Origin of the sequence: Sphingobacterium gobiense (genome assembly GCF_002980575.1) — a bacterium.
Classification (GTDB): Bacteria; Bacteroidota; Bacteroidia; order Sphingobacteriales; family Sphingobacteriaceae; genus Sphingobacterium; species Sphingobacterium gobiense.
In genome coordinates this window covers 1138255-1160695 of the sequence record NZ_PVBS01000001.1, presented here as the reverse complement: position 1 = coordinate 1160695, position 22441 = coordinate 1138255, and the positions used below count along the sequence as shown (strand labels likewise).

Here is a 22441-nt window from a genome sequence, read left to right as displayed (position 1 = left end):
AAACAATAAAGAACAGATGGCCAAGGACGAACTATTCAGTAGAAGGAAGGTGCTCACAGCGTTTAGTTTAGCAAGTTTAGCTGTGATATCTCCGCTAATGGCAAGAGAAAAAAAAGGAGTGCAGAAGAGTGGCCAGAAAAGTGTAAAACTTTGTGCCAATATAGAAGCAATGAAAAAAGACGGTGCTATAACGAGTGGTTGTATTGTGCGCACCGCAGGATATTATACTATGGGAGATGGAGGCGCGGCCGAGTATTTGATCTCGACCCAAAGCACAGTAGAACCCACCGATCCGGAATTCATTTCATTAGACAACGGCTTGGTGGCTGTTTTAATAAACGTGGGAGCAGTAAATTATAAAATGTTTGGCGCCAAAGGAGACGGAGACAATGACGATGGCGAGCAAATCAAAGCTGCTCATACCTATGCCAACAAGATGGGTATACCGGTAATAAACCTTCAGGGGGATTTCTGGATCGAAAAAACCAACGGTATAATCATACAGACGGACGTGGCATGGGGGAAAACCAAGTTCCATATTAACGAGCGACATAATACTAGCGCACCCCGTTTTCACATCACTAGTAAGCACGCTCCGATTTCTATTGAATTAACGGAAGGAGAAAAACAGGAGTTTTTAGAACAATTCAAACCGGGTGTGGGTGTGATTCCCGTGATGGCGACATATAAAAACTGTTTAGTAGTCGTATCAGATAATAAAGATCGTATTGGATATCGAGCTGGCAATTCGTATGGGGGCAAGGTGTCCCGGATGCGTGAGGAGTTGTTTTACGTAGAAGAATACGGGCGGATCATTGGCGATATCGCATGGGCATTTAGCAATTACACTTCGTTTATCGCCTATCCAGCGGACGAAAGCTATTTATCCGTGGAAGGCGGTACGTTTTATGTGTCGGGTAATGATGCGGGTGCTAAGAAAATGCGGTATGTAATGAATGGCTTTCGCATCAGTCGGAGCCGAACTATTATTCGCAATCAATGGGTAGGATTAGATAAGGGAAAACGCGATGTTTCTATGATGCCGAGAAGTGGGTTTTATTCTTTCACAAATGTCTACGACTGTATGTTAGAAAATGTACGATTAATCCCCTGGGAGAAAGATCGTGGGAGCAAAGAAACCAGTGTATCTCAAGGTACGTATGGATTAGGGGGGAACCGGATGTTTAATGTGGTTTTTCGCAATGTAACGGCCGAAGGCAGTATGGTTCATTGGGGAGTGTTCGGTACGAATATGAATAAGAATTTCAGAATCGAACGGTGTAAATTGAATCGAGTAGATGTACATTTTCATTGTTGGAATTTGCAAATTAGCGATTCTGAGATTGGATTCAAAGGAATTTCCATAACTGGAGGTGGTGAGCTTATCGTTACTAATACCGTTTGCCGAGATCGCAGGTTCATTAATTTTCGTTACGACTACGGAGCGAAATGGGACGGTAATATCTATATTAGCAATTGTAGGCTCGCACCCGACCAATCGACGGATCTGACCATATTGTCATTTATGTCTGCATACTTTGATTATCGTTATCCTATCGGCTACGCACATAAGATCAAGATTGAGGACTTTGTCGTGGATTATACAGCTTTGCCTGTGAAGGAAGTTTCCTGCTGGGTTATGCGGACGGCTGCTCATTCTTCTTTACGTCATGGTGAAGGTTTGTTTTTTCCTGCGTTTGCCGAATTTAAAAATATCACCGTGGAGGGCGGAGGGAGTGGGGTGCGGCTGATGACTATCCCAAATGCAAACGGATTTAAATTAAAAAATGAAGGAGTTTATGACTCCACCGAATTGATTTCAAATTCCGATTTAACATTTGAAAATATACAGCTTGAGGTGATAAATTCCTCTGGCAACAAGCAAGATATGCATTTTACATTTAAATCGCCTGTAGGAAAGGCCGGTACACATACGTTGCTCCCGCATATTGTTTTCAAAAACTGCAGGCACTTCAGGGGAGATTTTGGAGAAAATGTCGCCAGCATTTTATTTGAAGATTGTACCATAAATGAGGTGCATGCGTCTGATACAGAGCCGCTACAGGGGAGTATCGGTTTTAGTAACTGCAAAATTAAACCTGTTTCTTCTATAGTAAATAAGCCATTCTCGGTGGCCTCTGTCCTTGGGACAACATTTACAAATTGTGTGTTACTTGCTCCGGACATCAACGGACAAAGCCGTCCAGATCTTCTCCACCTCATCGATATCATTCAACTCAACAAGACAGTAAAGTATAATCACCTGAACACAAGGCTCGGCAACGATATATTAAAATATTGTAAAAACGAAAGAATTGTTATCGCCCCTGAATTTATTGCCATGCTGAAATGCCATCATGAATTAGAAGCAGAAAATGTGAAGATGGTTGGAAATTAAAAATATACAGATGAAATGCATATAAAAATCACATGTTTCAGATATTATGGTCTTTTGTTGGCCGGTTTCTTCCTGTTGGCCGGGTGTGGCATCAATAAGAACGCATTGAAATTATCTCCAAGTTTTGTTGATCGGCAGCTGTTAGGTGCCATCGACCAATATAAGATTTTACAATCGCATGTTGACGAAGGAGTCCTACCAAGAACTTTTTCGCCAAAAACTAAGAAAGTGATCAATGGACATAACCGATTGTGGACAGCTGGGTTTTACATCGGTACGCTCTGGTACTTGTACGAATTTTCTGGCGATGAAGCGTTGCGGAGGGAAGCTGAGCGGCGGTTACCAATCCTAGAGAAACAAAAATTTAGCACTCGTACGCACGATTTGGGTTTCATATTGTATTGTAGTTATGGAAATGCATGGCGATTGACGGGAAACAATGAATATTACGACGTTTTACTTACGGGAGCGGAATCATTGATTAAACGATACAACCCGGCGGTAAAAAGTATTCGTTCATGGGATCAAACGCACGGTAAGTGGAAGTTTCCGGTCATCGTGGACAATATGATGAACTTGGAATATCTGAACTGGGCTAGCGGGGAAAGTGGAAATCCAACGTATGGTGAGATCGCCATTACACACGCCAATACAACACTCAAAAATCACTTTAGAGAAGATCATAGCTCGTACCATGTAATCGATTATCATCCCGAAACAGGGGAGGTTTTGCATAAGCATACCCATCAAGGATTTGATAATGAGTCGGCCTGGGCCAGAGGACAAGCGTGGGGTTTGTATGGCTATACCATGATGTACCGTGATACGGAGAAAAAAGAATACCTCGAACAAGCAAGGCATATTGCCGATTTTATACTGAACCATCCGAACTTACCGGAGGACTTGATTCCATATTGGGACTTTAATGCAGATGGTATTCCCAATACATTTAGGGATGCTTCGGCTGGTGCGATTACGGCTTCCGCTTTACTGGAGTTGAGTACATTTGGAAATGATGGAAAATCCAAACGTTATTTACAGGCTGCGGAAACAATGATTAGGAGTTTATCCGCATCGCCCTATAAGGTGGAAACAGGAGGTAAAGGCGGATTTATTTTACAGCACTCCGTAGGGAGTTTTCCTGGAAATTCGGAAGTTGACGTTCCGTTGACCTATGCGGATTATTATTATGTGGAGGCTTTAATACGGTATAAACGTTTGTTAGCTGGAAAGAGACTTCGAATGGGGCATTAACTGGTTTAAAATATAGTTGATGGATATATTACCTGAAAACAGAAAATGTGAACATGGTTAGAAAACTAATTGTACAGATGAAAAAAAATGTAACTATACTTTACTTCCAGTTATTCTTCGGCTGCCTACTTTTCCAAGCGTTTGCACAGCAAGGTAAGGAAAAACATATTTATATTCTCATGGGCCAATCTAACATGGCCGGGAGGGGGAACGTGACTGGGCAGTATGCAAAACAGCAACATTCCCAAGTAATGATGCTTGATCAGTTCGACAAGTGGATCGGTGCTAGACATCCTGTGCATTTCGACAAACCTAAGGTCGCGGGCGTAGGGCCGGGACTGGCCTTCGGTATGGCTATGGCCGAAGCTTACCCCTATGTTACTATCGGACTAGTACCATGTGCTGTCGGGGGGACACAGATTGCAAAGTGGAAACCGGGGGCTTATGATAAAGCAACGGACACGCATCCATACGATGATGCGGAGCAGAGAATAAGAAAAGCTATGGAAACGGGAATTGTAAAGGGAATCATCTGGCATCAAGGAGAAGGAGATAGTAATGAAGAATTGGCAAAGGTATATTTGAACAATCTTCAAGAACTTATCTATAGGGTACGCCAGCTGGTCGATGATCCGGAATTACCCTTTGTAGTAGGGCAGCTAGCTAGGTATCGGGATAATTATCAGCTGGTCAATAGCGAGTTAGATAAGCTTGAAGATACGGTGCCCAACACAGCAATTGTTTCTTCTGAGGGGCTTTGGCATAAAGGTGACGAGACACATTTTGATAGCCCGTCGGCATCTGAACTGGGACGGCGTTTTGCTCAGGGTATGTTGCACCTACAACATAATTATTTGACTGAAAAGGAAAAAGTGGAAGGTTGGGAGCTGTTGTTTGACGGCAAGGATCCGAACATTCGATGGAGGAGTATTAGCGGTGATAAATTCCCAAAAGAAGGATGGACTGTTAAAGATAATACCCTTGTTCTTTTGCCGGGGAGGAAAGGAGGAGACATTGTCACCCGTGAACAGTTTGCCAATTTCGAACTGGTGCTTGATTATAAATTGGTGGATTCTGCGAATACGGGAATAAAATACTTTGTTTCAGAATTGAAAAATGTAAAAGGAAAAACCACATTGATTGGACCTGAATTTCAATTAATAGATGACTTTAAGCATGAAACGGTAAAGGATGGCAAAAGTCCGGAAACCAGCACGGGCTCTTTGTACTTATTGTATGCTCCAAAAAATAAGGTACTGAATAAACCCGGCGAATGGAATGAGGCAAGAATAATAGCAAATGGTAAAAATGTCGAACATTGGATTAACGGGAAAAAGGTACTAGCATATGAACGCGGATCCGAAGAGTTCCGGAGACTGGTGGATCAAACGAAGTTTAAAGAATATGAAAACTATGGAGACGCTTCGGCCGGCTATATTCTGTTACAAGATCATCATGACAAAGCTTATTTTAGGCGTATCAAAATCAGAAGGTTAATAAATAGCCCCAAAGGAGATTCATTGGGAGCAGAAATCATGGATTTAAATTGATTATTTTAAATAAATGAATTATGGAAAGAAAAGCAACGACTAGATTCAAGATGTTCTGTTCCTTATTTGTAGCTTTCTTATTGACTTTTACAAATATAGTGGTGGCACAGAACGAAAAGATCTCTGATTCAAGAGACTTTAAAGTTAGGGGATTTCACTTGGATTTAAGGATACAGGTGATGAAGCCTGAGGCTTTAAAGTCATTTGCATTGAAACTAAGTAAGTCGGGAATTAATACGTTGATTATGGAATATGAAGCGACTTTTCCATTCGAAAAGCATCCGCTTATTCCTAACCGATATGCTTATACGAAAGCAGAAATAGCAGATTTTGTAAGATGTTGCGCGGACCTGGGGATAGATGTGATTCCCTTGCAACAAAGCTTTGGACACGTTGAATATATTTTACGTTTACCTACTTATGCTAAACTTAGGGAATCTAATGCCGACTATTCTCAAGTTAACCCAATGCAAGAGGAACTGGCTATAAAATTGTTTAAGGAATTGTTTGCGGAAATGGCTGAACTACACCCTTCTAAATATTTTCATATAGGTTGTGACGAAACAAGACTGTTGGGACACAGTCCCAGTAGCAAAGCCAAAGTCGAAAAATATGGTACTGGAAGGTTGTATGGCGATTATGTCAAATTGATGTGCGACCTGGTAATTGAGATGGGAAAAATACCTGTGTTGTGGGCTGATATAGCGTTAAAATATCCTGAAGCATTAAAGTCTTTACCTCGGGGAGTTGTTTTTGTGGATTGGAATTATGGTTGGGATCTCAATAGGTTTGGCGATCACCAAAAACTTACGAAAAGTGATTTTGAGATTTGGGGTGCTCCCTCTCTAAGATCCAACCCCGATAATTACAACTTGACTTCATGGGAGAAGCATTTCAATAATATCCGGGACTTTATCCCTCAGGCAAGAGCGCTCGGCTATACAGGAATGATTATGACTTCCTGGTCAACATCAGGTGTGTATTCTTATCTAAAAGAAAGTGGCGCAGATATAATTGATCTACATGCCGTGCGTCGAGTTTATCCACTGTCTGGTTTTAATCTCTTATTGGAAGCGTACCTAAAAGCGATGAACGAAATGCAGACGCTCGACATACAAGGCTTTATACGAGATTATACAAATCGGGCATATGGATTTAATCAGCAACAATCAGATCGATTCTTTAAGGCATTGTTTGCTACTCCTTATCAAATTGGACAAGGTCGCGTTCTGGGGACGGAAGATATGTCAATCAAACAATTGCTGGATAGTGTTACGTACGTGGAAAAAGTATTCGACGAGTTACGACCGCTGAAAAACAAGGATGAATTTGAACATTATCGCCTTATGGCCAAAACAAGGTCGCTTTATGTTTCGTATCAATATATAGAGCATACAGCAAATAGGGAGGATTTTGTAATCTCACAAGTTCCCGAATTATTAAGCGAGTTAAAAGTTATCATTTCGAAGATTAAAAAATTAAATAACGATTACTTGAAACTAAATAAAAAAGCCTTTTACGTATCGGAACTAAGCATTGACAATGATTTGCGGCTAGTGAAGGTCCAAGCGCTATATAATAGATTGGGAAAAATACGCTGAGGCGGGGTTGGATATTTGGAGAAGAAGAGTAGAACGCAAAAACAATATAATAATGATGTCAGATAATTTTATAAATAGAAGGCAATTTATTGCCAATAGTGCTTTAACACTGGGAGGCTTATTAGCCGCAGATATGCCACTGTTCGGGAAAGCCGCTTCATCGGGAGGCGCTGTACAAGTGGGGGTTATAGGCACTGGAAAACGTGGGCTAGGATTAATAAATACAATAGAAAAAATCTCTGGTTTGAAAGTCGTCGCTTGCTGTGACATTATTCCTGAAAATTTGCAATCGGCGATGGCAAAGGCCGATCCAAAGGCTAAAGCATATACAGACTATGAACAGCTGCTAGCAGATAAAAATATAGATGCCGTGATCATTGCGACACCCTTATATTTGCATTATCCGATGGCGGTAGCAGCACTTTCGACGGATAAACATGTATATGTCGAGAAATCGATGGCCTTTACGATAGAACAGTCGTTGGATCTGGTTAAAAGAGTGAGAAATTCGAGGTTAGTTTTCCAAGTAGGTTTTCAGTACAGGAATTTTGAACTCTATCACAAAATTAAGGAAGTTGTCAATCAGGGCTGGATAGGGGATACCTATAGTTTTGAATGCCAGTATAATCGAAACTCGGATTGGAGATATCCTGTCAATGACCCAAAATTAGAAAAAGTTATCAATTGGAGGATGTATAAAGACCTCTGTGGCGGGCCTTTATCCGAATTATGCGCTCACCAGATCGATGCGGTAAACTATATTACCAGTAGTCATCCTATTAAGGTAATGGGCTTGGGGGGAATAGACTACTGGAAAGATGGAAGAGAAACCCATGATAACGTACGGACGGTGTACGAATATGAGCATGGTATAAAAGCAACGTATACGTCGGTTTTGTCAAACGCGTTCAATGGATATCAGATTAGAATCTTAGGTAACAAAGCAACGATTGAAATAGAACGTAATAAAGCTTACCTATACCCGGAAACGACAAAGCGGACCTTAGGTACAGTCGATGGGGTAACAGGAGCCACAATTCTAAATGCAACACAAGGTGAAAAAACAGAAATTGAATACCTAGGTCCGGATGAGAAGATGGTCGAACCGACTATAAATGCGCTTAATGATTTTGCAGATTGTATAGTTAATGGTAAAAAACCAGCATCCAATGTAGAAACAGGACGAGATTCTGCAATCGCTATTTGTATGGGTTTAGAAGCCATTGAGAATGAAAAAACGCAATATTGGAAGCCGGAGTATGATATGTTACCCTAGGATTTGGAAGCATTCCGTGAAAACTGCTGAACAACGGAAAGAAAAATGGAATGGCTCAAAAACCAGTGATGATATAGAGGTTCTTCGCAAAATCTATCCGGATTCTGTTTGGAAAGGAGCAAAAAGTCACTATATTAGCAATAGATTATAAGACTAACGGAAATAAATTATTGTAAAATAACGTGTACGTAAACGATTTGCCTAATAGATTCTGACGACATACTACGGTTACGTAACCGAATTTTCCCATATAAGTCATTGATAAGTTTATAAATAATAACCAATAGAAAATGTTATGATGCGTAGTTTACACAAGTTTTTCTTGCTATTTATTATGTCTTTGTTGGCAGTAGATAGCTATAGCCAAACGCAGATCGTCGGCGTAGTTAAAGATGCCGGAACGCGGGAGCCGCTTTCTAGCGTAACAGTTCAGATTGGTGGTGTAACCACCCAGACCGACCGCCAAGGACGTTTTGAACTTAAAGGAAATGTCGGAGAGAAAATCAGCTTTTCGCTTTTAGGGTATGACTTCTTGGAATTATCTGCTGCTGCAGGTACAATGGAAGTTATGTTGGAACATAGGCTATCCGATTTGGATGAAGTGGTTGTCGTGGGATATGGAACTCAGAAAAAAGCGAATTTGACAGGCGCTGTCTCGTCCCTTCAAATAGATGAAAAGATTACGAGCAGAGCCTTGACAAACTTATCTTCAGCTTTAAGCGGACAGTTGCCCGGTCTGGCTATTAGTCAAAATAGCGGCATGGCGGGAAGTAACGATATGTCGATACTCATCAGGGGAATGGGGACAGTCAACGACGCAAGCCCCCTAATAGTAGTGGACGGTATGCCTGATGTTGATATGAACAGGTTGAATATTAACGATATAGAGAGTGTGACTGTCCTGAAGGATGCAAGCTCCGCTGCTATTTACGGTTCTAGAGCAGCCAACGGTGTAATACTGATCACTACGAAATCGGGAAAGAATTTAGAAAAGCCCAGGCTTGAACTGTCGTCTAATGTAGCGATGTCAAACCCTACTGATGCATATTCATTTTTACCTGATTATCCAAGAGCTTTAACTCTTCACCAAGTAGCTCAACTTACGTCTACTGAGCGGGCAAACTTGAACTATAAAGATGGCACGATAGACCAATGGATGGCTTTGGGCATGATCGACCCTATCCGGTATCCGAACACAGATTGGTGGGATATAATTGTCCGAAATGGCGTGTTGCAGAACCACAATCTTTCGGTGCAGGGAGGAAATGACAAATCTAGCTTTTTTGGTTCTGTCGGGATTATGGACGAAAAGGGATTGCAAATAAACAACAATTTTAAAAGATACAACGCTAGATTTAACTACGAACATTCTTTAAGGGATAATTTGGTTATCGGGACACGCTTCGGTGGAAACTGGTCTGTTTGGGAATACGCGGGTTCCGAAGGTTTTACTCAAGGGAGTGGGGTGGGAGCTGATCTCAGAGCTTCGGTTGCCGGAATAACCCCTTACGATCCTGTTACGGGATACTATGGAGGAGAGATGGCATATAATGAAAATACACTCGTGTTCAATCCGCTACAAGCTTATACGAATGTGAGAAACCACCAAAACCGGCAGGAAATCAATCCTTCGATGTACCTAGAGTGGTTCCCAATCGAGGGATTAAGAGCTCGTGCTGATTATACCATTGACTATTACAACCAATTTAGACGAGGGGCAAATATACCCACTCAGGCGTACAATTTTCAGCGTGAAATGCTGACAGACCGATGGTTTATCACACCAAATGCTCCGATACAAAATTTCACAAATACAGGGTATAAGACGCAATTAAATGCTTTGCTCAATTATGATAAGCAAATAAATGCCAATCACCAGATAACAGGACTTTTTGTGGTTAGCCAGGAGTATTGGTACAATAGAGCCCAAAACGCATCAAGGAACGATCGTCTCCATCCTTCACTTACTGAAATTGACGCTGCACTGAATGAGATACAGTCCAATGGAGGGAATTCCAACGAAGAAGCTATGCGTTCGTTTGTCGGTCGCTTCAATTACAATGCGTATGGTAAATATCTGTTGGAGTTCAGTGCTCGATTCGATGGGTCTTCCAGATTTATTGGTGACCAACAGTATGGTTTCTTTCCATCGGGTTCTTTTGGATGGAGATTTTCGGAAGAAGGTTTCGTGCAAAATTTTGCGAAAAGCTTCTTGAACGAAGGTAAATTACGGGTTTCATACGGAGGTCTGGGGAATAATAGCGGTGTAGGTCGGTATGAACAGCAAGAAACGTTGACTACGATGAATTATATAATCGATGGCCAAATAGTGCGTGGATTTGTAAATTCCAAGATGATCAATAGAGATTTATCATGGGAAGGAACCTACGTGACAAATATAGGTTTAGATCTTGGTTTTCTTCGAAATAGACTGACAGCTGAAATTGATTATTATAATAGATTGACTAAGGGCATGAACCGTCCTTCTGAAATGTCTACGCATTTAACCGGTGCATACACGGCACCCAGAAGGAATATTGGTAATTTAAGGAATCAAGGTGTGGAGGGTAATTTCACTTGGCGAGATAATATCGGTGATTTTAATTATAGTCTACGTTTTAATATCGCCCATAACAGAAATCGTTTGGAAAGCTGGAACGAATATTTAGGAAGAGGTTCAACTTTTATCGATATGCCGTATGGTTTCTTGTACACATACGAAGATAAGGGGATAGCGCAGACTTGGGACGACATATATAACAGTACGCCACAGGGAGCTGCACCGGGCGATATATTGAGACTTGATTTGAACGGAGACGGTCGAATAGACGCTAATGATAAAAAAGCTTATCCGAATACAGACCAAAACAGGCCTCGCACGAATCTTGGATTCGCTATCAATATGAGCTGGAAAGGGTTTGATTTTGCGACTTTCCTAACAGCGGAAACGGGGCGTAAGGATTATTGGATTACCCGTTATAATGATGTTAATCCGAACGTGACAAGTTATGCCTTTAGCCAATTGCATTTGGATTACCCGTGGAGTCACTCGAATAGAGGTGGCGAATGGCCTAGATTAGGTGGTGGAGGGTTAAACAGACAGGAAACAACCTTGTGGCTAGACGACCTGAATTATTTACGAATGAAGAATATACAGATTGGATATACCTTAAGAGGCAAAAGGGCCCTTTCTGTACTGGGGCTAAATGATATACGATTCTTCATCTCAGGTGAAAATTTATTCACAGTTACCAAGTACAGGGGGCTTGACCCGGAAATACAAGGTAAGGATATAAACGAAGCATATCCTTTGGTTAAATCGTATTCAATGGGATTGAAGATTGGAATTTAAACAGAATAGCAATGGAAAATATAAATAAACTTTATAGAATAATACTCATGATCATCACCTTATCGTGCCTTTCATGTAATGATGACTTTTTAGATCGACAGCCTAGGACTGAATTAGGTGCTGCTGCGTTCTGGCAGACCACACAAGACGCAACTACAGCTTTGATGGGGGCTTACTCGGATGTCCGTTCACTCTTTGAATGGGATTTGTGGTGGGATGGACAGGGAGAATATCAACGCGTTCTAAATACAACCGCTATTGCTAGATCTCCCGGAATGACAGACGGTAGTTTTAACCCCAGCGGTTATGGTGGGGCCTTTAACACTCTATACAGGGAGCTTTACGGTGGTGTGCACCGAACAAATTATGTTATTGAAAACGTAGAGAGAATGTTGCTTGAAAACACGTCTCCAGACGTCACTGAAGAACTCGAAGCAATAATAGGCGAAGCTCGTTTGCTAAGAGGAATGGTCTATTTCAGATTGATTTCGCTTTGGGGAGATGTGCCCTATATAGGAAAAATAATCTATGATAATTCTGAAGTGGAGGATATTACTCGGATGCCAATAAAGCAAATCAAGGACTCGATTTATGCCGACTTTACTTATGCATCTGAAAAGCTTCCAGATCAGATTCCCGCCTTGGGGCGTGCTGCCAAACCTGCGGCGCTGGCTTTCAGGGGAAAACTACAGCTTTATTGGGCGTCTTGGAATAACTTTGGGTGGCCGGAATTGGATGGATTTGTGCCTGATCCAGATGAGGCCAGAACCGCTTATGTCGGGGCGGCAGATGATTTCAGAAGGGTTATTCAGGATTTCGGGTTGACATTGTTCAGGAACGGAGAGCCTGGAGACATAGACGAATTGGGGAAAGCAGAGATTCTACCCAATTATTTTGACCTGTTTCTGCCTACAGCAAATGGAGACTCAGAAATAATTATGAGCTTTACACATGGTGGACAAGGTTCGGGCCAAGGAGAATCACTAATGAGGGCATTGGGAGGACGGCAACTTATGAGTGGCCAACTTCAGGTATTCCCCCGTTTTGAAATAGCAGACAGGTATCAATCCACCATCACGGGTGATTTTGTGGAGCCTCTAATTCCGATGAATCCATCTAATCCAGAAGCAAGAACCACCGAAAACTCTGCAATAAATCCACAAAGTTATGCTAACCGAGATTACCGAATGAAGGCTTCTATCTTGTGGGATTATGAGATGATTATGGGCATTGTGAATTTTCAATACGACGGATGGACGCCGTTTATATATAAAACTTGGACATCCCCTGTGACGATTGATGGGGTAAACTATATCACATACACAGGACACGGAACTGCACTATCCGGCTACGTGTACAGAAAATTTCTAAGAAACTACCCCGGGGCGGATCGTGCGTCCGGTGATTATGCCTGGCCAGTTATGCGACTGGCCGATGTATATCTGATGTATGCGGAGGCTACTAATGAAGCTTATGGCCCCCAACAGGTTGCAGTTGACCTAGTAAACCGGATAAGACACAGGGGAAACCTCCCACCTTTAAATGCAGAGAAGTATACCAGCAAGGAAGATTTTTTTGACGCAATTGAGCAAGAGAGAATTATAGAGCTGTTGGGGGAGGGTCACAGATCATTCGATCTGCGACGCTGGCGGGCTATTGAAAGGGTGTGGGTGCCGCCATTTTCACCCGGCGTATGGTGTATTGACAGTCACGGAGCAAATGTCACTAGGTACTTTAACAATGCGTCTGAAAGAGCCTATGAGCAATGTTACATATTTAGAATCCCGCCCGCAGAACGAGATAGAAATCCGAATCTGACGCAAAACACACCTTGGATGTAAAACTTAGAAGATTCATTAAAAAACAAATAGTCGTATGAAAAAATATAGTATAGTATTAGTAATATTGGTCGGCTTATTCGGTTGCGGAGACGATTATTATCCCGTGGACGAAGATGGATTATTAATAACCGATCGAGCCGAGTGTTTTGTGAGCAATTTTGAGCTTCTGGATACAGACTACCAGACTGTCAGGACGAAGAACGCCGTTATAGACACTGTAGCACAAACGATAGATGTCGAAGTCCGGTGGGGAACTAATTTAAAAAGGCTATGGCCTCAATTTACGCTAGTAACGGATGCTAAATTAGATCCCAAAATAACCGATTGGACTGATTTTACTGATATAAGTTCACCGAGAGAATGGACAGTGATCTCGGGTAACCGTAAGGTGAAGAAAACATATTCCGTGAATATAACAATTCAGCAACTAAACCCTTGATTATTATGTATACAAAATATTATAAGATATTCCTGTTGATCTTTTCATTTTTTGGCTCATTATTTATCTCCTGTGAAAGTGATGAGTACAGTGTGCCACAAGCGAATACGCAACTTCATAATGATGCCATAAAGCGAACATTAGGGCCAAATGTGGTTGGACTTGATATAGAGTTTGCTTACGCAATGGCACTAGGATGCGAGCGCGGCCATATAGTTAGTGCCATGGTGGAAGCCTCTATATCCGGAGCGACCGGAACCTTTTTGGAACACCGTTCTTTTCATACGGATAATGGAGGCAATGATGTGGGAGTCGTTATAGGGGAACCATCCATCACCGCAAAAAATATCACAAAAGTAATATTTAGTGTCGATACATGCGCAGCAACCCTAAGATATTATTACACGATCCCTGAAGAAGCTAGAGGAAAATCGGTAACCTTCACGTTTTCTTCAACAGCAAGTACGGGTGAACGCGTATCGTATCAGATGGGACCTTACCAAATCGCGAAAATGGATATAGAAAAGGATATCGTAGTTTCTAATGATGACAAGTGTTTTTTTTCGATTGCTGATATGAAAGTATATGATGAAGCTGAGGCATTGCAAAGGGCTGACAAGATAGATTTGGTTTATCTCTATAGAGCTGTTCCCGGTATAGCATTCAATCATGCATTAGTTTCACCGGATGTAGATGCCAAGTTTCTACAGGGGAAAAACGTGCCTTCGAGTATAAATAACTCCACATTGATACAGAGGACGTTTGGTTTACAGGATCAGCATTTAGCCAGATTACAGTTCGGGATATATGTTGATGACCTAGATTTTCAAACTTTAAATATTTCCGATGCTCCCAATTATGCGATAGACCTAAGGGCTGAATATGGCGTCTGGATCCAAACCGTTGATAACAAATATCGGGCTTACGTCTATGTCAATGATGTCAACAACGGAGATGAAACAATGACGATAAGTATTAAAAGATATGAAATGTAAACGATTTTTTATCTATAGTGCTTTCATATTTGTGATTTTAGGGATAACGACTTCCTATATGTCACCGGAAGTAAATGAAAGCGACATGCAACAAAACGAATGGACACCTAAATTCGGTGGCTGTGGAGGGATTTTCTTTCATGCTAAAGAAGGACCACTAACTGTTGAGATAGAGAAAACGGATTTGAAAGCAGATTCAAGAACAAGATCATTGCGAGCAACCTTTATCGGACCTGACCGAAAGGTTCTGAAAGACATACATACTTCCGAAGAATCCGAAGGCAAATCTTTACGATTAGAAGCATATGTTAATAGACCAGGTATATATGCTGTTATGGTTACTATATCAAATGATCGGTATGGCGAAAATACAAGCTGGAGGTTTAGGACAAACTGTGATAAGTATATAATAGAAACTTCAAGAGGACACAAAGACCAGCGCCACGAAGAACCGATCGTCTTGGTCGACCCTGAAAAAGAAACAGATCTCTGTTTCATGCCCCAGCGGAATGGATTTAATATCCTGATAACAGGTTTATCGGACGAGGTTAAAAAAATCGAATTGAGAGATGCGAGTGACCAGCATATCACTTTTCTTGAAGTACATAATGATACTGCTTTCCACCATGTGGAAGAGGGAAGACGGCTTATGGTTCCTTGGAAATTACATTTTCCAAAAGCCTTAGCGAAGGTGGTGATAGAGGGAGTGACGAATTGGGGCATAGGTTATAAATCTGATTTTTTCTATGAATATCCTGGCGGGGCGTTTTGGACACCTGATACGGAGAAATGGTTCACTTTACACGATAACCGTTGGTTAGTAACACCTTACAGCCACACGTCGTACGACCAATCAGGCAAGGAGCAATCTGCTATATTTAAAGTTCATAATAACGGAACAACTCCTAAGAAGGTTAAATTAGAATTAGAGTTCCCAGATGAAAAATGGAATATTCAATTATCACATAGGGAGATTCTCCTTGATCCCAATCAGGAAAGAGAGGTAGTATTAAATTGGATAGGCAATGACGTAGATAGATCGGTACATTTACGCACGATATGCGGGGATTTTTCAACTTATGCTACGTTATATAGTAAAGCACAAAAGCCAGACACAGATTCTTCCCTACAAATACCAATCCAACTTGAACCCTACCGTCATGAGCAAGAGCAGTTTGGTTATACACCGGATTATCCCACAAACAATCAGCCCTATTTCAACGTAGACAACATGCCATTTATACTTTCTAAGAACAGTGTTTTATCCTACCAAAATAGTACCTGGAAAGAAACGTTCACGGATCGTCTTCAAAGTTCAATTGCTGCTTTCGATTCGGAAGGTGATATGTATGTTTTAGGTCGTGATAATAATAAAGTGGCATTATTACACTCGAAAGATAAAGGGCTCACGTTTAAGAAGTATTGCCTTCCGGGTGTACTTGGTACAAGTTGCGATATAGAGCAATTTACCGGGCATAATATGTTGGAGGGGCCACCACCTGTTATAAAATATACCCGTGTTGGAGCGGATAAACAGCATTTTTGGAGAAGATATGGCAATTTGGAACTATTCGTTCCCAAGAAAACGAGAAAAGGGATTGAATGGGAGCAGCCTATTTTGATTTCTGACAAATGCCTCGGAGTTTCATCTCATTCCGGGCTTCCGTCATCGGTCGTATCTTATAAAGATAAAATTTTTATTGTATGGGGGGAGATTACCGATGTAAACATAAGTAGAGAAAAGATGCCGGGAGTACCTGTTTTTGTTTCTATGTATGATAAGAGAACAAAAAAATTAATAACCCCAGTTTTAGTTGGATTCGGGCCTCCACCAAATGATACACATAACATCCCCGGCATCACTATGGATAGCGAAGGCTATTTACATGTCTTGACAGGTACTCACGGCAGACCTTTTCAGTATGCAAAATCTTTACAACCTCTAAGTGTTCTTGATGGCTGGACGGAGGCAGAATCTCTTTTAGATCCCAAAACAATTCGCTCGACCCAAACATATTTGGGTTTAGTCATAGATAAAGAGAATACGTTGCATACTATCTTCAGGTATTGGCAGCATAATGCGGAACCCTTTCCTGACACTCATTATGCAACATTGGCATACATGTCTAAAAAGCAAGGAGAGCAATGGTCTGAACCTAAAATATTGGTACAAGCACCATTATTCCATTATAGCAATTTTCGCCATCGTCTAACTATAGACCGAAAAGGACGACTATTTATTTCGTATGATTACTGGTCTACCTTTTGGTTTTACAGAAATGATAGAAAGTATTCGGAAAGAACTTTATTGATGTCTCCCGATGGAGGGACGAGTTGGGAGTTGGTTTCGGGAGACAACCTTGTTTCATGACGTCTAGTATAATGGTCAAGACTAAATAAATCACAGCATGAATAGAGGAGTTTTTGTACCTATGGTTTTAGTACTTGTGTTTTTAAATCTTTTTGCCAAAGCGCAATTTAAGGCAGGTGATTACGAAGTTATAGCAGAAGATGCCGCTTGGTGTTGGTTCTCTGATCCAAGGGGGGTATACCATAAAGGATTAAATGAACGAATATATTATGCGTATATCAATAGCAAAGGAGATGTCGCTATCAGTTCGAGAGATCTGGGGTCAAAAGAGGTGAAGACATTTGTTTTGCATAAGGAATTGCAGGTGGATGATCATAATGTTCCTTCCATCTTGTTTTTACCAGATGGTCGTCTCCTGACTTTTTATACGGAGCATAATGGTCGTTTCTTTATGAGGAAAAGTAAGAATCCAGAGGATATTACGGAATGGGAAAGCGAAAGGGTTATTCCTTTTGGTGGGAAACGCATTACGTATTCCCATCCCGTTATGTTGAAAGAGGAAGGGAACCGTATTTATATGTTTTGGCGAGGTAGTGATTGGCGGCCGTCCTTTTCATTCAGCGATGATTTAGGAGACAGTTGGAGTCCGACTGAAGCGTTAATAGAAAGTAAGGGCACAAAGAACCGACCTTATCTGAAGGTTCATTCGAATGGTAAGGATAGGATAGATTTTATATTTACGGACGGACATCCTGCTGTAGAGCCCACGAATTCGGTTTACCATTTTTATTATAACGAAGGGATATTCTATCAAACGAATGGCGAACAGATCAGTGCAAGGGATGGACCTGCGATTCAGCATGAACATGTTCGTAAGGTATATGATGGAGGAAAGAGCACTATAAGGGCTTGGATATCAGATGTGGCCCTGGGCAAAAATGGAAAGCCTGTGATTGTTTATACCCGCTTTCCACGAGATACCGACCATCGTTACCATTACGCCCGGTGGAATGGGGAAAGATGGCTTGATGAGGAAATCTGTAAAGGAGGCGGGTCGATGCCGGTTGTAAAGCCGGGAGAAAAGGTGCGGGAGCCTCATTATTCAGGCGGGATTGCATTGGACCATCATGATCCGTCCAATGTTTATTTGTCTCGTAAGGTCGATCGTTTCTTTGAAGTTGCGCACTGGAAAAAAAAAGGAAAAAGATGGATTTCTACAAAAATCACTTCGGGGTCTGGAACCGATAACATACGACCGTATGTTGTTTTTGGTTTTGCAGGGGATCCGATTGTGTTATGGATGACAGGAACGTATAATCACTATACGCAATTTGACACGGATTTACGTATAAACCAAACGATCTCTACAAGACTAGATCGTGCCTATAACTAGTCAATTGAACTAGGGTCCGGTAAGATATAAATTTATTACCAATATGGTTGATCCTGCAAGTGCATTGATCTCAAGAAATGTAAAATGATCAGAAATTAGAAATGATAAACCAATCAACAATTATAAAAACCAAGTCAGATTTCGAAAGGGAGAAGCTCCGGTTTCCTTTTGGATTTAAAGGGGCATACCTCAGCGAATTATGGCAAATAGTCGTTTTGCTCGAGAACGATAAGGGAAAAAAAGGACTGGGATTAGCTACGCAGAGTGTCCTATATGGCGATGCGGAGATATTTGCCTCTACCTCTGAATCCAACGGAAACGCAAATATGTTTGTGCTAACAAATAAGGCATTAAAATGGATAGAAGGGCGATCATTAGATAGCCCGATAAGGCTGTTCGACGAAATGCTACCTTGGTTGATCGAAGAAGGTAAAAAACTAACAGGATATCCTAATCTTAATATAAATTTTGTACACAATGCCTTGGTTAGTATCGATAATGCAATGTGGATGTTATATGCAGAAGAGAACGGTATTTCAACATTTACCGAACTTATACCTTCGACTTATCGTCAAGCGTTTAGTCACAAAAATGATCGGATCGCCGTTATGTTTCAGATTTCTTATGACATGCCACTGGCAGATATTAAAAAGGCAGCTGAAGAAGGATATTTTGTATTTAAGATAAAAACGGGAAGTCCTGGTGATCAAGAGAAGATGTTGCAACAGGATAAAATGAGATTAAAAGATATCCATGATATCCTTAATGGGGAAAGGAATAAAAGGATAAACAAAATCTATTATACGATGGATGCCAACGGACGCTATGAAAAAAAGGAAACATTGCTAAAATATCTGGATTACGCAAAAGAAATTGGCGCATTTGAACACATTCTTTTATATGAAGAACCTTTTGGGGAGAGTGACCATGAAGACGTTTCGGATCTGGGGGTAATTATCGGAGCTGACGAGAGTATTCACAGTGAAGAAGATGCCCGGCGTAAGATTGCGTTGGGATATAAAGCATTTATCTTGAAAGGTATAGCAAAGACATTAAGTCAGACTGTTAAGATCGCTAAGGTAGCCCATGAAAATGATATACCATGTTTGTGCGCAGATTTGACAGTCAATCCAATTTTGATGGAGTGGAACAAGAATGTTGCTGCTACACTGACTCCTTTTCCTACAATTGGGATGGGATTGATGGAAACCAATGGTGATATGAACTATGTCAATTGGGAAAATATGAAGAAGAGACATCCGCTTGCGGACGCTAAATGGACGCGGGTGGTAAACGGCGTATTTACATTAGACCAAAATTTTTATGACACTGCAGGCGGTATTTTTTCCATTTCACCATATTACCAGCAAATGATGGGGATTGCGAGGCAGGGATTATGAAGATGATATTAAAAAAAACGCCAACGGTTAAGAAGCTGTTTGCTGTAGCTTTTTCTTTTTTTATAGTTACCGGCATTTTGGGTTATAAAGAGGGATATTTAATACAAAAAGAACCCCCTAAAGAAGTTGACATCTCGGTATTACCCGGATTGCAGTTTAGCCTACCTAGATTTCATGTTGTTCCGGGGCAGCAGGTCGTCCTCCGGTTTACGAACACAGACGATATGGATCATAACCTTTTGGTTATCCGTCCGGAATCTCGAGAAAAGGTGGTAGATCTCGCTGCCAAATTGGGAGCGGAAGGAGTAGCAAAAAGTTATATTCCGGAAACTGGTGACGTGATGTGGCATACGTCCGTTTTACATGCCGACCAAACAGAAACATTGTCTTTCACAGCACCATCAGAAGAAGGGGTATATCCGTATGTTTGTACCCTACCAGGACACGGACATGTCATGTACGGAGCAATGTATGTTAATAAATCCGGTGAAATGCCTGTGTTGACTGAGGATAAAGCTGTGCCCCACCATGTTAAGAATAAAGTGCATGTTCATGCAGAAACCAAAAATCATCCTTATGAATTGATACCTCCTTATTATTATCGACTATATATTGATGGCGCAAGCCCAGCAGCAATTGCCGTCCACTTACCTGGAAACATATCCTTTTGTTGGGATGCAACTCCCTGTCAAATGAGATTTGTATGGAAAGACGGGTTTGTCGATAATACGGAGTTGTGGAAAGGACATAAAGATGCGAAAGCGAAGAGAGAAGGGACAATTGTGTACCGCGAAACCCGGCCGGCCGTACTAACGATCGGCGAACAAAATACAACCAAGAATCCGCCAAAATTTAAAGGATATCGGATAACGGATGCTGGTTATTTAGAATTTTGTTATATCATAGAAGGTATCGAGATTTTTGAAACGATAAGAGAATTGGAAGATAAAAATGGGATTGTACGTCATTTTCGGATTCCAACATTAGATGATAATGTTGTTTTTCACCATACAGAAGAAAAAAAAATAACCTGTTATTATAATGGCATACCATTACCGGCTGGGCCGCTTGTCTTGGATAAAAAAAACGGAAAGCAATTTAGTGTGGAGTTTAGAATAGAGAAATAATGAGAACGGCGATTACATATTTTTTAGGTGCGTCGATAGCCTTAGCAGCTTGTCAAGGCGATGATCTAGTCAGTGACGGCGCATCTTTTCAAATAGATACTATTGAAACACCTCCTGGGTTGACGGCAGAAGTAGCCGCATTGGATTTTTTAGCAGATGGTCGGTTGGTAGCAGCTTTTATGCGGGGAGAGGTGATGATTTACGAACCAGATACGAAAGAATGGCGTGTTTTTGCAACAGGTCTGCACGAACCGCTTGGTTTGAAGGTCATTAATGACCGTGAAATACTGGTCATGCAATTACCCGAACTAACACGGATCAAGGATACCGATGGCGATGGAAAGGCGGATACGTATGAAACGGTGTATGACGGATTTGGTATGACGGGAAACTATCATGAATTTACCTATGGCCCCGTGGAAGACAGCGAGGGCAATTTGTATTTTGCTTTGAATTCGTCCTCAGCGGGAGGAGGTACATCTACTGAACTTCGAGGAGATACGTTGATGGACGGCAAGAGTCGGGAAGGTAAGCCTATGTTTTCCATTGTACCCTATAGAGGTTGGGTGATGAAAATGAAAAAAAACGGAGAGATTGTGCCGTTTGCTTCGGGTTTTCGTTCCCCTAATGGATTAGGGCTTGACGCAAAAGGAAGGCTGTTTGTTACCGATAACCAAGGAGATTGGGTAGGGTCGAGCCCCTTGCACTATGTCCAAGAAGGTAAATTTTACGGACATCCGGCAAGCTTGGTATGGACGAAGGGGTGGAATAGAGGCAACCCATTTGAACTGAGTGCGGATACATTAAATGCATTGCGGGAGAAGCCTGCTGTGATTTTTCCACATAACGTCATCGCAAATTCACCTACCCAACCTGTTCAAATTAGACATAATAAAATGCTAAAGCCATTTGAGGGACAGTTTATTGTAGGCGAGATGAATCAAGAACGCTTAGTTCGTATTATGCTAGAAGATGTAAACGGGGTGGTCCAAGGTGCAGTGACACCGTTTATAGATGGTCAGGGGCTACGAAAGGGAAACAACAGGTTAGTTTTTGCGCCGGATGGTAGTCTATGGGTCGGCCAATCAGATCATGGCTGGCTAGGAGATAGGGGAATCCAACGCATTTCGTTTACCGGCAAAACGCCGTTTGACGTAGCGGACATACATCTTCTTAAAAACGGGTTTGAAATGTATTTTACACAATCTATCGATCTGGGAGATAGCATTCATATCGCCAAAGCTATCCGAGTTCGTCGCTATAACTATCTATACCATCAAAAATATGGTTCGCCAGAAGTAAATCTTAAACAGATGTCGGTACATGAATGGAAAATATCGAATCGAGGAAAGAGATTGCAGATAGACCTCGGTGAAATGGAGAAAGATTATCTCTATGAAATCACGCTAGATTCGGTTTTTAATAAACAAAGGACAGATACGTTGCTGAATAAGCTCGTGGTCTATACCGTAAAAGAAACTTTATAATATTTGTTTTAACGGAT

At 41.4% G+C, this 22441-nt stretch carries 14 protein-coding genes; all 14 read left to right on the top strand.

Translation table 11 applies throughout. The annotated features are described in order from the left end of the window. Window positions 1–16 precede the first annotated feature (16 nt). The 14 genes from C5749_RS05040 (at window position 17) to C5749_RS04975 (ending at window position 22424) form a co-directional block, all read left to right on the top strand. Window positions 17–2398, top strand: coding sequence for a hypothetical protein (locus tag C5749_RS05040; RefSeq protein WP_146113674.1), 2382 nt, complete (start codon window positions 17–19; stop codon window positions 2396–2398). Window positions 2399–2413: 15 nt separating this feature from the next. Further along, a complete protein-coding gene (locus tag C5749_RS05035) occupies window positions 2414–3652 on the top strand; it encodes a glycoside hydrolase family 88 protein (RefSeq protein ID WP_105723571.1) in 1239 nt (412 codons plus the stop codon). 77 nt (window positions 3653–3729) lie between these two features. Further along, window positions 3730–5202: a sialate O-acetylesterase gene (locus tag C5749_RS19595; RefSeq protein ID WP_181151277.1), complete on the top strand. Its 1473-nt coding sequence runs from the start codon at window positions 3730–3732 to the stop codon at window positions 5200–5202. A gap of 20 nt (window positions 5203–5222) precedes the next feature. Further along, the gene (locus C5749_RS05025) at window positions 5223–6803 is read left to right on the top strand and encodes a family 20 glycosylhydrolase (RefSeq protein WP_245893623.1); all 1581 of its coding nucleotides are present in this window, start codon (window positions 5223–5225) and stop codon (window positions 6801–6803) included. Between the two features lie 52 nt (window positions 6804–6855). Further along, window positions 6856–8079 (top strand): Gfo/Idh/MocA family protein, encoded by a 1224-nt coding sequence (locus tag C5749_RS05020; protein ID WP_245893622.1) that lies wholly within the window; start codon window positions 6856–6858, stop codon window positions 8077–8079. A gap of 295 nt (window positions 8080–8374) precedes the next feature. Continuing rightward, window positions 8375–11431: a SusC/RagA family TonB-linked outer membrane protein gene (locus tag C5749_RS05015; protein WP_105723569.1), complete on the top strand. Its 3057-nt coding sequence runs from the start codon at window positions 8375–8377 to the stop codon at window positions 11429–11431. A gap of 11 nt (window positions 11432–11442) precedes the next feature. Then, window positions 11443–13272, top strand: a complete 1830-nt coding sequence (locus C5749_RS05010) for a RagB/SusD family nutrient uptake outer membrane protein (RefSeq protein ID WP_105723567.1) — start codon at window positions 11443–11445, stop codon at window positions 13270–13272. Between the two features lie 34 nt (window positions 13273–13306). Beyond that, window positions 13307–13711: a hypothetical protein gene (locus C5749_RS05005; RefSeq protein WP_105716142.1), complete on the top strand. Its 405-nt coding sequence runs from the start codon at window positions 13307–13309 to the stop codon at window positions 13709–13711. A gap of 5 nt (window positions 13712–13716) precedes the next feature. After that, the gene (locus C5749_RS05000; protein ID WP_105723565.1) at window positions 13717–14706 is read left to right on the top strand and encodes a DUF4466 family protein; all 990 of its coding nucleotides are present in this window, start codon (window positions 13717–13719) and stop codon (window positions 14704–14706) included. Beyond that, window positions 14696–17077, top strand: a complete 2382-nt coding sequence (locus C5749_RS04995) for a BNR-4 repeat-containing protein (RefSeq protein WP_105723562.1) — start codon at window positions 14696–14698, stop codon at window positions 17075–17077. The genes C5749_RS05000 and C5749_RS04995 overlap by 11 nt, the downstream gene beginning before the upstream one ends. Window positions 17078–17114: 37 nt before the next feature. Next, the gene (locus C5749_RS04990; RefSeq protein WP_105723560.1) at window positions 17115–18410 is read left to right on the top strand and encodes a BNR-4 repeat-containing protein; all 1296 of its coding nucleotides are present in this window, start codon (window positions 17115–17117) and stop codon (window positions 18408–18410) included. Between the two features lie 101 nt (window positions 18411–18511). Then, a complete protein-coding gene (locus C5749_RS04985; protein WP_105723558.1) occupies window positions 18512–19810 on the top strand; it encodes an enolase C-terminal domain-like protein in 1299 nt (432 codons plus the stop codon). A 2-nt stretch (window positions 19811–19812) separates the two neighbouring features. After that, window positions 19813–20937 carry a plastocyanin/azurin family copper-binding protein gene (locus C5749_RS04980; RefSeq protein ID WP_181151276.1) on the top strand — a complete coding sequence of 375 codons (1125 nt, stop codon included), beginning with the start codon at window positions 19813–19815 and terminating at the stop codon, window positions 20935–20937. Next, window positions 20937–22424, top strand: a complete 1488-nt coding sequence (locus C5749_RS04975; RefSeq protein ID WP_105723554.1) for a PQQ-dependent sugar dehydrogenase — start codon at window positions 20937–20939, stop codon at window positions 22422–22424. The genes C5749_RS04980 and C5749_RS04975 overlap by 1 nt, the downstream gene beginning before the upstream one ends. Window positions 22425–22441: the final 17 nt, after the last annotated feature.

Excerpts from the sequence above, each read along its gene's own strand:
- C5749_RS05040 (WP_146113674.1), top strand. The coding sequence starts at position 17 with ATGGCCAAGGACGAACTATTCAGTAGAAGGAAGGTGCTCACAGCGTTT.
- C5749_RS05035 (WP_105723571.1), top strand. The coding sequence starts at position 2,414 with ATGCATATAAAAATCACATGTTTCAGATATTATGGTCTTTTGTTGGCC.
- C5749_RS19595 (WP_181151277.1), top strand. The coding sequence starts at position 3,730 with ATGAAAAAAAATGTAACTATACTTTACTTCCAGTTATTCTTCGGCTGC.
- C5749_RS05025 (WP_245893623.1), top strand. The coding sequence starts at position 5,223 with ATGGAAAGAAAAGCAACGACTAGATTCAAGATGTTCTGTTCCTTATTT.
- C5749_RS05020 (WP_245893622.1), top strand. The coding sequence starts at position 6,856 with ATGATGTCAGATAATTTTATAAATAGAAGGCAATTTATTGCCAATAGT.
- C5749_RS05015 (WP_105723569.1), top strand. The coding sequence starts at position 8,375 with ATGATGCGTAGTTTACACAAGTTTTTCTTGCTATTTATTATGTCTTTG.
- C5749_RS05010 (WP_105723567.1), top strand. The coding sequence starts at position 11,443 with ATGGAAAATATAAATAAACTTTATAGAATAATACTCATGATCATCACC.
- C5749_RS05005 (WP_105716142.1), top strand. The coding sequence starts at position 13,307 with ATGAAAAAATATAGTATAGTATTAGTAATATTGGTCGGCTTATTCGGT.
- C5749_RS05000 (WP_105723565.1), top strand. The coding sequence starts at position 13,717 with ATGTATACAAAATATTATAAGATATTCCTGTTGATCTTTTCATTTTTT.
- C5749_RS04995 (WP_105723562.1), top strand. The coding sequence starts at position 14,696 with ATGAAATGTAAACGATTTTTTATCTATAGTGCTTTCATATTTGTGATT.
- C5749_RS04990 (WP_105723560.1), top strand. The coding sequence starts at position 17,115 with ATGAATAGAGGAGTTTTTGTACCTATGGTTTTAGTACTTGTGTTTTTA.
- C5749_RS04985 (WP_105723558.1), top strand. The coding sequence starts at position 18,512 with ATGATAAACCAATCAACAATTATAAAAACCAAGTCAGATTTCGAAAGG.
- C5749_RS04980 (WP_181151276.1), top strand. The coding sequence starts at position 19,813 with ATGATATTAAAAAAAACGCCAACGGTTAAGAAGCTGTTTGCTGTAGCT.
- C5749_RS04975 (WP_105723554.1), top strand. The coding sequence starts at position 20,937 with ATGAGAACGGCGATTACATATTTTTTAGGTGCGTCGATAGCCTTAGCA.